Origin of the sequence: Pasteurella oralis, from assembly GCF_002850605.1 — a bacterium.
In the GTDB taxonomy this organism is placed as follows: domain Bacteria; phylum Pseudomonadota; class Gammaproteobacteria; order Enterobacterales; family Pasteurellaceae; genus Pasteurella; species Pasteurella oralis.
Genome location: NZ_NXGB01000003.1, coordinates 180,780 through 197,109 on the forward strand (window position 1 = coordinate 180,780; position 16,330 = coordinate 197,109).

Here is a 16,330-nt window from a genome sequence, read left to right on the forward strand (position 1 = left end):
ATCAGAACCTGCCCCGTATTTATTGCATAACGCGTTAAGCACAAGTGGATTGAACATTGGCGGCAGCAATCGCGACCATATTAATGATCCGACGCACAGAAGATGCGGAGGTGAGAATATGAACTGGTTTATTCATCCCCATTAAAATTGGTCCGACTGTAATTGGAGTGGCGGTGCCCTGTAATAGGTTCAAACTGATCCGTGCGGCTTCCATATTTGGCATCACCAATAGGTTTGCCGCGCCTTTTAATGGACTGTCTGGCATGATGTCCTGACGCAATTTCTCATTTAAAGCGACATCACAATGCATTTCGCCATCAATGATTAAGTGCGGTGCTTTTTCCTTCACTAGAGTTAAAACTTCGCGCATTTTGACCGCACTTGGATCATCAAAAGTACCAAAGTTAGAATGTGACACGAGTGCAATTTGCGGTTCAATACCAAAACGACTCACTTCATTTGCTGCCATAATTGTAATTTCAGCAAGCTCTTGTGCAGTTGGATTTTGATTGACAAAGGTATCTGTAATAAACAAATTACCCGTTGATAACACTAATCCATTGACGGTGGCAGGCGTCGGTACACAAGGTTGGACACCAATCACTTCTTTAATGTTGCTTAAATGTGAAGCATAAGGACCGACCAGACCACATAACATCGCATCTGCTTTACCTAGTTCTAATAAAGTGGCACCAATAACCGTTGGGTTATGTAACATTTTGCGCTGGGCACCAGCAGGCGTAATACCTTTACGTTTGAGTAAGTTGTAATAAGCATGACAACATTCTTCAAAATAAGGATTATTTTCAATGTCGATTAATTCAAAATCTCGTCCTTCTTGTAGTTGCAAGCCAAGTTGTTTGATTTTTTGCTGAATGACAGTTGGGCGTCCAAGTAAAATAGGATTGGCGATACCTAACGTAGCAATTTCTTGTACTGCATGTAGCACACGTGATTCTTCACCGTCAGTCAGTAAAACGCGTTTTTTATTTTGTTTTGCTTGGGCAAACACAGGTTTCATAAATAAGTTTGTTTTATATACAAACTGTGTCAGGTTTTCGATATAAGCATCAAAATCCGTAATTGGACGCGTGGCGACACCAGAATCCATTGCCGCTTTGGCTACTGCTGGTGCGATTTTGACAATCAGACGTGGATCAAATGGTTTTGGAATTAAATATTCTGGACCAAAAGATAGCTCAGTTTCGCCGTAAGCTGATGTGACTACTTCGCTTTGTTCTGCTAAGGCAAGATCAGCAATTGCATGGACTGCCGCTAGTTTCATTTCTTCATTAATCGCAGTTGCACTCACATCTAGTGCGCCACGGAAAATAAATGGGAAGCAAAGTACATTATTGACTTGATTTGGATAATCGGAACGACCAGTACACACAATTGCATCAGGGCGAACTGCTTTCGCGAGTGGTGGTAAAATTTCTGGCTCAGGATTAGCAAGCGCAAGAATTAATGGGTTTGCAGCCATCGTTTTGACCATATCTTGTGTCAATGTGCCCGCGGCAGAACAGCCTAAAAAAATATCTGCGTCATTAATCACTTCAGTGAGTGTACGTTTGCCATTATCTGTAATGGCATAGCGTTTTTTGGTTTCATCCATTCGCTCATCACGACCATGGAAAATTACCCCTTTGGAATCACATACCACAATGTTTTCACGTGGTAAGCCAAGACTCACTAATAAGTTTAAGCATGCGATAGATGCCGCACCTGCACCAGAAGCCACTAATTTTACTTTAGCAATATCTTTTTTTACGATACGTAAACCATTTAGTACTGCAGCAGCACTAATAATCGCAGTACCATGTTGGTCATCATGGAAGACTGGAATTTTCATGCGCTCACGTAGTTTTTGTTCAATATAAAAACATTCAGGCGCTTTAATATCTTCTAAATTAATACCACCAAAAGTAGGCTCAAGTGAGGCGATAATATCAACTAATTTATCTGGATCACTTTCATCAATTTCGATATCAAATACGTTTACCCCTGCAAACTTTTTAAAAAGGACACCTTTTCCTTCCATGACGGGTTTGCCTGCGAGCGCCCCAATGTTGCCTAAGCCTAATACAGCACTACCATTAGAAATCACTGCGACTAAATTACCACGTGAGGTATAACGATAAGAGGCAGCAGGATCAGCTTGAATTTCCAAACAGGGAACCGCAACACCCGGTGAATAAGCTAACGCAAGATCACGTTGTGTGGCGAGAGATTTAGTTGGGGTTACTTCAATTTTCCCCGGTGTTGGATATTCATGAAAATCAAGTGCAGCTTGGCGTAATTGTGCATCCATAAAACAGTCCTCTTGTGGATAGATAAATAAAGATTGAGATTCAACATTATAAATAAAATAACAATAAAAAATGTGATATGAAACACAGTATTCATATTTTAGTTACAAAGTGTTATTGCTTATTTTTTGACAACATATCGCTTTGTCGCGGAAAAGTAGTAGAATACTTGAGTAGATAACTTGGTGTATTAGGATAAGAAGTTAGGATTGTAAATGCGATTAGATAAGTTTTTAGCTGAGAATACAGGATTAACACGTTCACAAGCAAATAAAGCCTTAAAGCAAAGTGCGGTGACAGTAAATGGCAAAATTGAAAAAAGTGGTGCACTGAAAGTGAATTCTGAAGACCAAATTTACTTTGATGGTGAGCGATTATCTTGGGTTGAAGCGGGGCAGTATATTATGTTGTATAAGCCACAAGGCTATGTTTGTTCTCATGATGATGGTGATTATGCCACGATTTATCAATTGATTGATTATCCTTTGGCAAGCAAATTACATAGTGCAGGGCGTTTGGATGTGGATACTACAGGGTTGGTCCTGCTAACTGATGATGGTCAGTGGTCACATCGAATTACTTCGCCAAAATATCATTGTGAGAAAACTTATTTAGTGACGCTTGCTGATCCTGTAGAAAGTCACTATCAACAAGCTTGTGCCGAAGGCATTTTATTACGTGGTGAAAAATTACTAACCAAACCCGCAAAGCTCGAAATTATTGATGATTACAATGTAAATTTAACGATTAGTGAAGGGCGCTACCATCAGGTTAAGCGAATGTTTGCGGCGTTAGGTAATAAAGTGGTTGCTTTACATCGCTGGAAAATAGGAGATGTTGAGTTAGACGAAAATTTAGCCGAGGGGGAATATCGTTCTTTGACTGCCTGTGAAATTAGTTGTTTTAATAAAGGATAATATGGCTATTGAACATAAATCGGCGCAAGTAAGTACTGTTTTTATTATCACTTTAGGGATTTTATCTATGTTACCGCCCTTAGGTGTTGATATGTATTTGCCTGCTTTTCTGTTAATTGCGAAAGATTTAGCAGTTACACCAGAACAAGTACAACATACTTTGACATTTTTTGCTGCAGGAATGGCAATTGGGCAGCTATTTTGGGGACCTGTGGGGGATAGTTATGGTCGTAAACCTATTATCTTACTTGGTGTGATGATCAGTACAATTGCCGCCTTTATTTTGACGAATACTTATTCTATTGGTAATTTTACCCTACTTCGTTTTATTCAAGGTTTTTTTGGTGCTGCGCCTGTTGTTTTAGTTGGTGCTATTTTGCGAGACTTGTTTAGTAAAAACGAACTGTCAAAAATTATGTCATCGATTACGCTTGTCTTTATGTTAGCCCCCTTACTCGCTCCAATTATAGGTGGTCATTTAGTTTCTTGGTTTCATTGGCATGCTATTTTTTATGTCATCAGTATCATGGGATTATTATCCTGTTTACTTGTCTCGATTATCATCCCAGAAACACATCATAAAGAAAAACGTATTCCTTTAAGATTAGGCGTAGTAGGCAGAAATTTCTTAAGCTTGTGTCAGCAAAAAGAAGTGCTTGGCTATATGTTTGCTTCTGCTTTTGGTTTTGGTGGTTTATTTGCCTTAATTACAGCAGGCTCAATTGTTTATGTCGGGTTGTATGGTGTGCCAGTCGATCAATTTGGCTATTTTTTCATGTTTAATATTGCAGTGATGGCAATTGGCTCTTTTATCAATGGACGAATTGTCAATCGTGTTGGGACTGAAGTGATGTTACGAGCTGGATTGATGGTCCAATTTATGGCAGCGATTGGTTTAGTGATGGTTTCTATTTTTGATCTTGGTTTTTGGGTTATGACGTTCTGTTTAGCTATTTTTGCAGGACAAAACCCATTAATTTCTTCTAATGCAATGGCCTCAATTTTAGAAAAATTTCCTAAAATGGCAGGTACAGCAAATTCTATGGTGGGTAGTGTGCGTTTTGGCACTGGCGCAATAATTGGCTCATTAGTCGCATTAATGCCCATGAAAACGGCTGCACCTATGCTATTAATGATGGCATGTTGTAGTGTTGCGGCAGTGAGTTGTTACTATTTTTTAATTTATCGGGATGCGAAGAAATAAAATGACGAAGCTCACTATTAAAGATATTGCGCGTTTAAGTGCGGTAGGAAAATCGACAGTTTCACGCGTGTTAAATAATGATCCTAATGTCAGTGATAACACCCGCGAGCGCGTCCAAAAGATTATTGCGCAATATGGTTTTCAACCTTCTAAATCGGCACGTGCGATGCGAGGGGTTAGCGATCGCGTGATTGGGATCATTGTTACTCGCTTATCTTCCACAGCAGAAAATCAGGCACTATCAAGTATTTTACCGTTGCTTTATGCACAACAATGTGAACCCATCATTGTCGAAAGTCAATTTAGCCCACAATTAGTGGATGAGCATCTTGCTTTTTTTCATCAGCGCAGAGTTGATGGTGTCATTTTATTTGCTTTCAGCGAATTAGAAGAACAATGCCTACGAGCTTGGCAGCATAAAATGGTCGCTATTGCCAAAAATTATTCTTCACTTTCTTCTGTTTATTATGATGATCAAAAGGCGGTACAGTTATTAATGACACACCTTTATGCACAAGGACATCGCAGGATCAGTTATTTAGGTGTGGATGATCGAGATATGACAACGGGTTATGCCCGCCATCAAGCTTATTTGCGTTTTTGTCAACAGCATGATTTACAACCTTGCGCGTTACAAGGTGAATTAGGTTATGAGTGGGCTTATCAGCATACAAGTGCGGTCATTTTTCCAGAAGTTTCTGCTTTAGTTTGTGCTACTGATACTTTAGCTATTGGCGCATTAAAATATTTGCAAGAACAGCAATTAACGCATATTCAAGTTTGCGGAGTGGGTAAAAGCCCATTATTACATTTCTTATTTCCTAATGTGTTAAGTGTTGATTTAGGTTTCGCACAAGTCGGCGAAATTGCGGTAAAACAATTATTTGCTTTACTGGAAAATCAGCCAATTCAACAACACTGTCTTGATTGTCGATTAGTTTTTTAATGTGATAATTCGATCTTTTTTATTAAATTTGTGATCTTGATCGCATTTATTTGATTACATTTGGGAACGTTCCCATTGATTAAATAATCAACATATTTATAATAAGCAATAAGTTAATTTCTTCTCCCTTCGATTATGAAAAAAGAGGCTATTTATGGCAAAAATCGATCCAAATGCAGTAGATAAAATCATTGAATATGTTGGTGGTCGTGACAACATTGCAGCGGTAACACATTGTATTACTCGTTTACGTTTTATTTTAAATGACGATGCAAAAGCGAATGCGGAAATGCTTAAAAGTTTACCAATGGTAAAAGCCAGTTTTGCCACAGGTGGTCAGTATCAAGTTGTCATTGGGCAAGAAGTGGGCGATTACTACAAGATTTTACTTGAAAAAACAGGTTTAGCGAATGCGGATAAAGAGCAAATCAAAGCGGCTGCGCGTCAAAATCAAAAATGGTATGAGCGCAGTATTTCTCATTTAGCCGATATTTTTATCCCATTATTGCCTGCATTGATTAGCGGTGGTTTGATTTTAGGTTTCCGTAACGTGATTGGTGACATCAAAATGTTTGAAGATGGCACTAAAACATTAGTGGATATTAGTGCATTTTGGGCAAGCATGCACAGCTTCTTGTGGTTAATTGGTGAAGCGATTTTCCATTTCTTACCTGTTGGGATCTGTTGGTCAATTGCACGCAAAATGGGAACATCGCCTATTTTAGGTATCGTATTGGGGGTAACGCTTGTTTCGCCGCAATTAATGAACTCTTATGCATTAGGCTCACAGCTACCTGAAGCATGGGATTTTGGCTTCATGGCAATTGAAAAAGTCGGTTATCAAGCACAGGTCATTCCCGCGATTATGGCAGGATTAGCATTATCCTTTATTGAGCGCTATTTAACCAAAATTGTGCCAAGTTATTTGAATTTAGTTATTGTGCCTGTCGTATCAATTATCTTATCTGTTTTCCTTGCACACTCTATTATCGGTCCTATTGGTCGCGAAATTGGTAATGGTGTTGCTTTTGTTGTGAAACATGCAATGACAGGTGATTTTGCCCCAATTGGTGCGGCACTCTTCGGTTTCTTATATGCGCCATTAGTTGTGACAGGGGTACATCAAACGACATTAGCTATTGACTTCCAAATGATTGGTAGTATTGGTGGTACACCTGTTTGGCCTTTAATTGCACTATCCAATATTGCACAAGCTTCCGCAGTACTAGCGATTATCTATGTGAATAAAACGGCAGAATCGCGTGAAGTGTCAGTACCAGCGGCTATTTCGGCTTACTTGGGGGTAACAGAACCTGCAATGTATGGGATCAACTTGAAATATCGTTTCCCAATGTTGTGTGCAATGGTGGGATCAGCGGCGGCTGGTTTAATCTGTGGTTTAGCGGGCGTATTAGCAAGTAGTATTGGGGTTGGTGGCTTGCCGGGAATTCTCTCTATCCAACACCAGTATTGGGCTGTTTATGCCTTAGCAATGGCAACAGCGATTGTGGTGCCATTTATCCTCACTACGATTGTTTACAAACGTAAAGAAAAAGCAGGTACTTTGAGCTAATCATTCCACTTTCTCTTCTTACTCAGCTGGAGGGAAAGTGCGGTCTGTTTTTACAGAATTTAGATAAAAGCATTGTTCAACGGGGGGAATAGGTGTTAACGCGTGACGTTATTTTAGAATACATCGCGAATAAATATGCTATTTGCCCCGACTATCCTTGGCAAGATAAGCCTGATTACGCGGTATTACGTCATCAACATAATCGTAAATGGTTTGCATTGATTTTAACTGTACCAGCAGTCAGTTTAGGATTATCAGATACAGAACAAATCGATATTGTTAATTTGAAATGCGAACCTGCAGTAATTGATAGTTTACGTCAAAGTGAAGCGATTTTTCCCGCCTACCATATGAACAAAACACATTGGTTTAGCTTACGTCTGAATAGTACTTTTTCACAACAACAAGCTTATCATTTAATCGACTGGAGTTTTGATTTAACTCGTTAGTTGATATCAATACAATTTTATAAGGGAACAAGATGAGTAGTAAAAATTGGTGGCAAAACGGCGTGATTTACCAAATTTATCCGAAATCTTTCCAAGATACGACAGGGAGTGGTACAGGGGATATTCAAGGCATTATCAAGCGATTAGATTACTTAAAAGAATTGGGAGTTGATGGGCTTTGGATTACCCCAATGTATGTTTCGCCACAAGTTGATAATGGCTATGATATTGCTAATTATCGTGATATTGATCCAAGTTATGGCAGTATGGCTGATTTTGAGCAGTTAATTGCTCAAGCACACCAACGTGGTATCAAAATTGTAATGGATATGGTGTTTAACCATAGCTCTACTTTCCATCCATGGTTTGTTGAAGGTGAAGATCCAAATAGTGCTTACCATGATTATTATATTTGGCGTGAAGAACCCACTAATTGGAAATCTAAGTTTGGTGGTTCGGCATGGAAATGGTCTGATAAAGCACAGAAGTACTATTTACATTTATTTGCTCCAGAACAGGCAGATTTAAATTGGGAAAATCCAAGATTGCGTGAAGAATTGTTTGCGATTTGTCAGTTTTGGGCAGAAAAAGGCATTGATGGTTTGCGTTTAGATGTGGTGAACTTGATTTCAAAACCTGAACAATTTGAAGATGATGACGAAGGTGATGGACGTCGTTTTTATACCGATGGACCTAAAATTCACCAGTATTTGCAATTATTAAATCAACGTGCGTTAACGCCTTATGGCTTAATGACTGTTGGCGAAATGTCTTCCACCACATTAGAAAATTGCCAACAATATGCCAATTTAGCAGGCACAGAGCTGTCGATGACTTTTAATTTCCATCACTTAAAAGTAGATTATCCAAAAGGTGAAAAATGGAGCTATGCCAAACCAGATTATGTGCAATTAAAATCTATTTTTAACTATTGGCAACAAGGTATGCATGGTCAGGCATGGAATGCATTGTTCTGGTGTAATCATGACCAGCCACGTATTGTGTCGCGTTTTGGTGATGAAGGGCAATGGCATCAACAGTCAGCCAAAATGCTGGCGATGATCTTACACGGTTTGCAAGGAACGCCTTATATTTATCAGGGTGAAGAATTTGGTATGACAAATCCAAACTTCACTACGATTGAACAATATCGTGATGTAGAAAGTCTGAACGCCTATGCAGAATTGCGAGAGAAAGGGATTGATGAAGCATTAATCATGCAAATTTTGGCACAAAAATCCCGTGATAACGGTCGTACACCAATGCAATGGGATGACTCAGAACAGGCGGGATTTACTACGGGAACAGCTTGGATTGAAGTAGCGAAAAATTATTCACAAATCAATGCAAAAGCCGCTTTAGCGGATAGAAATTCCGTGTTCTATACTTATCAGGCATTGATTGCATTGCGGAAAAAATTGCCTATTTTAACTGAGGGAGATTATCAAGATCTAGCACCTGAACATCCAGCGTTATGGTGCTACCAACGCCAAACAACACATGAAAAATTACTCATTTTGGCTAATTTAAGCGAAGTAGAACAAGTCGTTGCGCTACCACAAATGTGGTGTAATCAACATGTTACTTGTTTGATGAATAACTATGATGAAGATGTCATACCTGAAGCCAGAATGACATTAAAGCCTTATCAAGCCATCTATCTGTATAAATGATTTTTTCCAAATCATGTGATAGCAAAATATTGTGTTGACTAAAGTGCGGTTGATTTTCGCACTTTTTTATTTATTGCTTTAACCGTGTTTCTGTGGATAGATAACTAGGAAAGTGTAATGGCATGGGGAAAATGGCAAGTTGATATGAGCCTGAATTATCACTTTTTGCTAATGAAGCGATACTAGAAGAAGGTAAATTGTAAGATCAAAAAATGGCAGAAATGATACAACGATTATTGGAAGAAGAACGAAATAAAACGAGTGATGATCTAATTAATTAGCTAGTTTTATTTAAATGAATGAAATTGTCTATTGAATAAATAGGCGATTTTTTTGTTAGAAATCATAACTTTTGTTTTAAATCAATAAACCCTATGATCCACCTCTAAAGAGGTAGCATTTTCCGAGTTCGATCACTACGCCAAGTTTATTGCTTATGATAGAATGCGAGCCATTAATAGGTGGAATTGATTAATTATGCAAAAATCTTATCAATTAAAAACAGAAAAGCTAGCTTGCCAGCGTGGCGGCAAAATATTATTTACGGAATTAAATTTAATAGTGAATAGTGGCGATTTTGTACAAATTGAAGGGCATAATGGTATTGGTAAAACCAGTTTATTACGTATTTTAGTGGGATTAGCCCAGCAACTTGAAGGCAATGTGTTTTGGAATGATGAGCTGATTCAAAAACAGCGTGAAGCGTATCAATATGATTTGCTCTATTTAGGTCATCATTCAGGGATTAAACCCGAATTAACGGCTTGGGAAAATTTGAAGTTTTACCAACATATTAGTGCTTGTGAGCAGGATGAAGAGAGATTGTGGCAAGTGTTAGAAACCGTTGGATTATTAGGGCGCGAAGATATTCCTGCTGCGCAGCTTTCCGCTGGGCAGCAACGACGCATTGCATTAGCACGCTTATGGCTATCTAACGCACCCTTATGGATTTTAGATGAACCTTTTACGGCGATTGATAAAAAGGGTGTGCAAGTATTGACCGCACTTTTTGAACAACATGTTCAGCAAGGGGGAATTGTGATTTTCACTAGTCATCAAGATGTGCAAAGCCATTTACTCACTAAAGTGCGGTTAGAAAATTATAAATTTACGGATTGACTTGTTAGTGAAGTGAGCAAGTTAGCATAACAATTAAGTCATAATATGATATTTACTCAAATCATCAAACGAGAACTGCGCATAGCCATGCGCAAACAAGCGGAAATTTTAAACCCACTGTGGTTCTTTTTGATTGTGATTACTTTATTCCCTTTAGTTATTGGACCTGATCCAACATTATTATCACGGATTGCACCAGGAATCGCATGGGTTGCTGCACTCTTATCGGCATTATTATCATTCGAACGTTTATTCCGAGATGATTTTGTTGATGGCTCATTAGAACAACTAATGTTGACAGCACAACCTTTAGCATTAACTGCCCTAGCTAAAGTGATTGCGCATTGGCTATTAACTGGATTGCCATTAATTTTATTATCACCGATTGCAGCTTTGTTGCTTTCATTAGATATTCAAATTTGGTGGGCATTAGTACTCACATTGTTAATTGGTACACCAGTGTTAAGCTGTCTTGGCGCGATTGGCGTTGCATTAACTGTCGGATTACGTAAAGGTGGTGTGCTATTAAGTTTATTAGTTGTACCTTTATTTATTCCAGTTTTAATTTTTTCTGCTTCAACGCTTGAAGCGGCGAGTTTGAGTATGCCATATCATGGGCAACTCGCTATTTTAGGTGCAATTTTAGCGGGTGCAATGACCTTGTCACCTTTTGCTGTTGCGGCTGCATTACGAATTAGTTTAGATCAATAAAAGGATTGCTTTATGTGGAAGTGGTTACACCCTTATGCAAAATCAGAAACTCAGTACCATTTGTGTGGTAAATTTTTGCCAATTACTGCTATTTTGACCGCGCTTTTACTCGTCACTGGTATCATTTGGGGCTTGGCCTTTGCACCAGCAGATTACCAGCAAGGTAATAGTTTCCGTATTATGTATGTTCATGTACCAACAGCAATTTGGTCGATGGGCGTGTATGGTTCAATGGCTATTGCTGCATTTATTGCGTTAGTCTGGCAAATTAAACAGGCGCACTTGGCAATGATTGCAATGGCGCCTATTGGTGCGTTATTTACTTTCTTAGCCTTAGTGACAGGGGCGGTCTGGGGTAAACCTATGTGGGGAACTTGGTGGGTTTGGGATGCACGCTTGACTTCTGAATTGATTCTGTTCTTCTTATATTTAGGTGTGATGGCATTATATTCTGCGTTTCAAGATCGTGCTGTCGGTGCGAAAGCCGCAGGTATTTTATGCTTAGTTGGGGTGATTAACCTACCTATTATTCATTTCTCAGTAGAGTGGTGGAATACGTTGCATCAAGGCGCAAGCATTACTAAATTTGAAAAGCCATCTATAGCCACACCGATGTTGATTCCATTAATTTTATGTATTTTCGGCTTTATGATGCTTTATATTTGGTTAACTTTAATTCGTTATCGTACTGCTTTAGTGAGAGAGGACAGTAAACGTCCTTGGGTACAGGCTTTAGCGAATAACCTGAAGTAAGTGTTGGGGGAAAAGATGTTTTTTGAAACTTGGAATGATTTTTTTAGTATGGGTGGCTACGGCTTTTATGTCTGGTTAGCTTATGGTATTAGTTTAGTTGCTGTTGTGGTTTTGATTGTACAAAGTATAAAAGAACGAAAATCGATCTTAAAAGAGGTTATTCGTGAGCAACAACGCCAAGCACGTTTACAAAAAAATGAATCAAGAGGTGCACTATGAACCCAAGACGTAAATCGAGAATGGCAATTGTTCTTTTTGTTTTACTCGGTGTTTCTGTTGCATCGGGTTTAATTTTGTATGCATTACGCCAAAATATTGATTTGTTTTATACGCCAACTGAAATTGTGTATGGCAAAGAAGAAGATGGCAATAAAAAACCGCAAGTTGGTCAACGTCTGCGTGTTGGTGGCATGGTGGTTGCAGGCACTGTTGAACGCGATCCAACGAGTTTAAAAGTCAAATTCGATCTTAATGATATTGGTCCTTCTATTACGGTGGAATATGAGGGGATCTTGCCTGATTTATTTCGCGAAGGACAGGGCATTGTTGCTCAAGGGGTGTTGAAAGCACCGACTGTTTTAGCCGCAACCGAAGTCTTGGCAAAACATGATGAAAATTATGTGCCGCCTGAACTGGATGCACAAATGCAAAAAGTGCATAAGCCAATGGGAATCTCTGATCTCAAAGGTGAAAGTGAACGTGATCGCCAAGAAAAAGCTTATGAATATAAAACCGAACGAGAAGGTCAAAAATGATCGCTGAATTAGGAAATTATGCTTTAGCGTTAAGTCTTGCCATCGCTATACTGGTGGCAATTTTTCCTTTATTGGGGGCTGAAAAAGGCAATGTACAGTTAATGTCATTAGCTCGTCCAATGACTTATGGTTTATTCATTAGTTTAACTGTCGCTTTTATTGCGCTATCTTATTTATTTGCCGTAAATGATTTTTCTGTTCAATATGTGGTAAATAATTCAAACACAAATTTGCCTTTACATTATCGTTTATCTGCGGTTTGGGGTTCTCATGAAGGCTCGCTTTTATTATGGATTTGGCTATTAACTTTATGGGGGGCAGCGGTTGCCTTGTTTAGTAAACAATTGCCCCAAGAAGCAGTTGCTCGTGTGTTAGGTATTATGGGGATCATTAGTATTGGTTTCCTGATTTTTGTATTATTTACCTCTAATCCATTTAATCGTACTTTTCCTGATTTTCCTGTTGATGGCAAAGAACTCAACCCGCTATTACAAGATGTTGGATTAATTTTCCACCCACCATTACTTTACATGGGCTATGTTGGTTTTTCTGTTGCTTTTGCTTTTTCTATTGCTTCCTTAATGACGGGTAAGCTTGATACTGCATGGGCAAGATGGTCCCGCCCTTGGACAATGGCTGCTTGGGTATTTTTAACTTTAGGTATTGTGTTAGGCTCTTGGTGGGCATATTACGAACTTGGCTGGGGAGGCTGGTGGTTCTGGGATCCTGTCGAAAATGCATCTTTCATGCCTTGGATTGCGGGAACAGCATTATTACATTCATTAGCTGTGACTGAAAAGCGCGGTTCTTTTAAAGCATGGACTGTATTACTGGCGATTTTAGCTTTTTCGTTATGCTTACTAGGGACTTTCCTTGTTCGTTCAGGGATTTTAGTTTCAGTACACGCTTTTGCCTCTGATCCAACACGTGGGTTGTATATTCTTGCTTATTTGATTGTAGTGATTGGTGGGTCGTTGGCTTTATATGCTTATAAAGGGAGTCAAATTCGTTCACGAGATAATGCAGAACGTTATTCGCGTGAAAGCATGTTGTTACTGAATAATATTTTATTAATGACGGCGCTTTCCGTCGTGTTTTTAGGCACGTTGCTGCCTTTAGTGCATAAACAACTAGGGTTAGGTACAATTTCTATTGGTGCGCCATTCTTTGACCAAATGTTTTTAATTATTATGATCCCGTTTTCACTATTACTCGGTATTGGACCTTTAGTGAAGTGGCGTCGTGATGAATTCTCAGCGATTCGAACCCCTGTACTACTTAGCTTGCTTGTCATGTTGATTGCAGGCGTTGTGTTACCTTATTTTTTACATAATCGTATTACGGTAAGTGCAGTATTAGGTTGCATGATGGTGGTGTTCATTGTGATATTGAGTTTATATGAATTGCACCAACGCGCAACACATCGCTCGAGTTTCTTTGTTGGGTTAACTAAGCTTTCTCGTTCTCATTGGGGTATGGTATTAGCGCATTTAGGGGTAGCGATGTCTGTATGGGGAATTGCTTTTAGCCAAAACTATAGTGTGGAACGTGATGTGCGCATGAATGTAGGTGATACTGTACAAATTGCGGATTATCATTTTACTTTCCAAGGTATTACTGAAGCGAATGGACCTAACTATTTAGGTGGTAAAGCACAAGTCGATATTGCTAAAAATGGTAAGGTCGAAGCGATTTTATTTGCTGAAAAACGTTTTTATACAGTCAGTAAAATGACGATGACTGAAGCCGCTATTGATTGGGGATTCAGCCGTGATCTTTATGTCGCATTAGGTGAAAGTTTAGGAGATGGTTCTTGGGCATTACGCTTATATTATAAACCATTTATCCGTTGGATTTGGTTTGGTGGTGTATTTATGGTGCTAGGTGGATTACTTTGCATGTTTGATCGCCGTTATCGTTTTTCTAAGTTATTAAAAAAGGGTGAATAATGAATAGAAAACTTTATCTTCCCTTAATGTTATTTTGTGTATTAGTTATTACATTTGCGGTGCAATTGCAACGTAATGCACAAGGTGATGATCCTAAGGCATTGGAATCTGCTTTAGTTGGCAAAGCTGTGCCAATAAAATTGGCACCTGATCTATTAGAAAATAAGCAACATAACGCAGAGATTTTTCAGCAAGGTAAACCGATTTTGCTAAATGTCTGGGCAACTTGGTGCCCAACTTGTTATGCGGAACATCAGTATTTGAACCACTTGGCACAGCAAGGAGTGACAATTATTGGTTTAGATTATAAAGATAAAACTGATAAAGCGATTAAATGGTTGAAAGAGTTAGGTAATCCTTATCAAATTGTGTTGAAAGATGAAAAAGGTGCATTGGGACTCGATCTTGGAGTGTATGGGGCACCTGAAACCTTTATCATTGATGGTAAAGGCGTAATTCATTATCGTCATGCTGGTGATATAAATGAAAAAGTCTGGCGTGAGAAATTGCAGCCTATTTATCAAAAGCTAATGGAGGCAAAATAATGAAAAAACTGACCGCGCTTTTCTTATTATTGCTGAGCTTTTCAAGCACTGCTGCGATAGATGCGCTTAATTTTAGTTCAGTAGAGCAAGAAAAAGATTATCATGCTTTAACACAAGAACTACGTTGTCCACAATGCCAAAATAATAATATTGCTGATTCAAATGCGACTATTGCAGTTGATATGCGGCATAAAGTACTTGAATTATTACAAGAAGGGCATTCTAAGCAAGATGTCGTGAATTATATGGTTGAGCGTTATGGTCATTTTGTCACTTATGATCCACCACTTACGGTGGCAACCATTGCATTATGGGTCATTCCTACCATGTTGGTTATTTTAGGGGTGGTTGTGTTGTTTCGTCGCCAACCCAAAGCTGTACAAAGTGCGGTGGATCCTGAGTCAATGTTGAGTGATGACGAGAAACAACGTTTGCAAGATTTGTTAAAAGAGAAAATATCATGAGTTTTTGGTTAAGTGTAACAGTATTGACACTGGTTGTGGCATTAATTTGTTTTTATCCGCTGTTTAAAACAGTAAAACCAATCCGTACAGCAGCGCATGCAGTGAAACGTGATGAATTAAATAAAGCGCTGTATTTTCAGCGTTTAGCAGAAATTGAGCGTGATGAAGCGCAAGGTTTGTTAGTTAACGCAGAACAGTTAAAAACAGAATTGCAACAAGCGTTATTAGAAGATATTCCTGCTACGACTAAACCGCAATCAATGGCACAAAAAAGCTATGGCAGACTATGGTTTGTTTCTGGCTTGCTGACATTAGGTATTTTATCAACGATAACTTATTTAAGCGTTGGCTCATGGCAAGCCGAAGCAATGTTAGAAAAAACCTATCAAAAGTTACCGCACTTTTATGAGCGTTTGAAAGATGAACAGAATAACCCGTTAACAGAGAGTGAATTACAGCAATTTTCTACGGCATTGCGTTTACATTTACAAAAATCGCCTCAGGATGCTAAAAGTTGGTGGTTACTTGGGCAAGTAGCAATGAATACGGATAAAGCTCAATTGGCATTAGATAGCTATGCGAGAGCAAATAAACTTGAACCTGACAATAATGAATATAAGTTATCTTATGCACGTATCTTGATGTTTTCTGAAGATCCAACGGATAAATCACAGGGAGATAACTTGTTAAAAGAAGTCATTCGCCAAGATCATAGCAATCTTGAGGCTTTAGGTTTGCTTGCTTTTCGTTATTTTGAAGTAGAAGATTACAAAATGGCTGCAGTGACTTGGTCAATGATGTTACGTTTACTTGGTGATGATGATCCAAGAAAAGCGCTAATTGAGCGTAGTATCCATTCAGCAAGAGCTTCGCAAGAGGCACAAGACGCAGAGAAACATGAACAACTTGTGCCTAAACAATAATTAAGTTACTGATTTTTCTATCAATGGGGAATTTGATATT

General features: G+C 38.8%; 16 protein-coding genes. 15 read left to right on the forward strand and 1 reads right to left on the reverse strand.

Annotation, left to right across the window (positions count from 1 at the left end; all coding sequences use genetic code 11):
* Nucleotides 1-34 precede the first annotated feature (34 nt).
* Nucleotides 35-2,311 (reverse strand): NADP-dependent malic enzyme, encoded by a 2,277-nt coding sequence (locus C0975_RS05165; protein ID WP_101775326.1) that lies wholly within the window; start codon nucleotides 2,309-2,311, stop codon nucleotides 35-37.
* A gap of 213 nt (nucleotides 2,312-2,524) precedes the next feature.
* On the opposite strand from C0975_RS05165, the gene rsuA reads away from it, so the two are divergent.
* From rsuA to ccmI, 15 genes are all read left to right on the forward strand, one after another.
* On the forward strand, nucleotides 2,525-3,226 hold the full coding sequence (gene rsuA, locus C0975_RS05170; protein WP_101775327.1) for a 16S rRNA pseudouridine(516) synthase RsuA: 702 nt from the start codon (nucleotides 2,525-2,527) through the stop codon (nucleotides 3,224-3,226).
* Between the two features lies 1 nt (nucleotide 3,227).
* On the forward strand, nucleotides 3,228-4,430 hold the full coding sequence (locus C0975_RS05175) for a Bcr/CflA family multidrug efflux MFS transporter (protein ID WP_101775328.1): 1,203 nt from the start codon (nucleotides 3,228-3,230) through the stop codon (nucleotides 4,428-4,430).
* A gap of 1 nt (nucleotide 4,431) precedes the next feature.
* Nucleotides 4,432-5,376: a trehalose operon repressor TreR gene (treR, locus tag C0975_RS05180; protein ID WP_101775329.1), complete on the forward strand. Its 945-nt coding sequence runs from the start codon at nucleotides 4,432-4,434 to the stop codon at nucleotides 5,374-5,376.
* 154 nt (nucleotides 5,377-5,530) lie between these two features.
* Nucleotides 5,531-6,949 (forward strand): PTS trehalose transporter subunit IIBC, encoded by a 1,419-nt coding sequence (gene treB, locus C0975_RS05185; protein ID WP_101775330.1) that lies wholly within the window; start codon nucleotides 5,531-5,533, stop codon nucleotides 6,947-6,949.
* Between the two features lie 92 nt (nucleotides 6,950-7,041).
* The gene (locus C0975_RS05190; protein ID WP_101775331.1) at nucleotides 7,042-7,398 is read left to right on the forward strand and encodes an MmcQ/YjbR family DNA-binding protein; all 357 of its coding nucleotides are present in this window, start codon (nucleotides 7,042-7,044) and stop codon (nucleotides 7,396-7,398) included.
* 32 nt (nucleotides 7,399-7,430) lie between these two features.
* A complete protein-coding gene (gene treC / locus C0975_RS05195; protein WP_101775332.1) occupies nucleotides 7,431-9,071 on the forward strand; it encodes an alpha,alpha-phosphotrehalase in 1,641 nt (546 codons plus the stop codon).
* Nucleotides 9,072-9,548: 477 nt separating this feature from the next.
* The gene (gene ccmA, locus C0975_RS05200; protein WP_101775333.1) at nucleotides 9,549-10,190 is read left to right on the forward strand and encodes a cytochrome c biogenesis heme-transporting ATPase CcmA; all 642 of its coding nucleotides are present in this window, start codon (nucleotides 9,549-9,551) and stop codon (nucleotides 10,188-10,190) included.
* Nucleotides 10,191-10,235: 45 nt separating this feature from the next.
* Complete coding sequence (gene ccmB / locus C0975_RS05205; RefSeq protein ID WP_101775334.1) at nucleotides 10,236-10,901, forward strand: heme exporter protein CcmB; 666 nt, start codon at nucleotides 10,236-10,238, stop codon at nucleotides 10,899-10,901.
* 12 nt (nucleotides 10,902-10,913) lie between these two features.
* On the forward strand, nucleotides 10,914-11,654 hold the full coding sequence (locus C0975_RS05210; protein WP_101775335.1) for a heme ABC transporter permease: 741 nt from the start codon (nucleotides 10,914-10,916) through the stop codon (nucleotides 11,652-11,654).
* 15 nt (nucleotides 11,655-11,669) lie between these two features.
* Nucleotides 11,670-11,873 carry a heme exporter protein CcmD gene (gene ccmD, locus C0975_RS05215; RefSeq protein WP_101775336.1) on the forward strand — a complete coding sequence of 68 codons (204 nt, stop codon included), beginning with the start codon at nucleotides 11,670-11,672 and terminating at the stop codon, nucleotides 11,871-11,873.
* Entirely contained in the window at nucleotides 11,870-12,409 is a 540-nt protein-coding gene (ccmE, locus tag C0975_RS05220) for a cytochrome c maturation protein CcmE (RefSeq protein WP_101775337.1), read from the forward strand. The genes ccmD and ccmE overlap by 4 nt, the downstream gene beginning before the upstream one ends.
* Complete coding sequence (locus C0975_RS05225) at nucleotides 12,406-14,358, forward strand: heme lyase CcmF/NrfE family subunit (protein ID WP_101775338.1); 1,953 nt, start codon at nucleotides 12,406-12,408, stop codon at nucleotides 14,356-14,358. The genes ccmE and C0975_RS05225 overlap by 4 nt, the downstream gene beginning before the upstream one ends.
* Nucleotides 14,358-14,903 (forward strand): DsbE family thiol:disulfide interchange protein, encoded by a 546-nt coding sequence (locus C0975_RS05230; RefSeq protein ID WP_101775339.1) that lies wholly within the window; start codon nucleotides 14,358-14,360, stop codon nucleotides 14,901-14,903. Before C0975_RS05225 ends, C0975_RS05230 begins: the two co-directional genes overlap by 1 nt.
* Nucleotides 14,903-15,367, forward strand: coding sequence for a cytochrome c-type biogenesis protein (locus C0975_RS05235; protein ID WP_101775340.1), 465 nt, complete (start codon nucleotides 14,903-14,905; stop codon nucleotides 15,365-15,367). Before C0975_RS05230 ends, C0975_RS05235 begins: the two co-directional genes overlap by 1 nt.
* Nucleotides 15,364-16,290, forward strand: coding sequence for a c-type cytochrome biogenesis protein CcmI (gene ccmI / locus C0975_RS05240; RefSeq protein ID WP_101775341.1), 927 nt, complete (start codon nucleotides 15,364-15,366; stop codon nucleotides 16,288-16,290). Before C0975_RS05235 ends, ccmI begins: the two co-directional genes overlap by 4 nt.
* The last annotated feature ends 40 nt before the right edge of the window (nucleotides 16,291-16,330 follow it).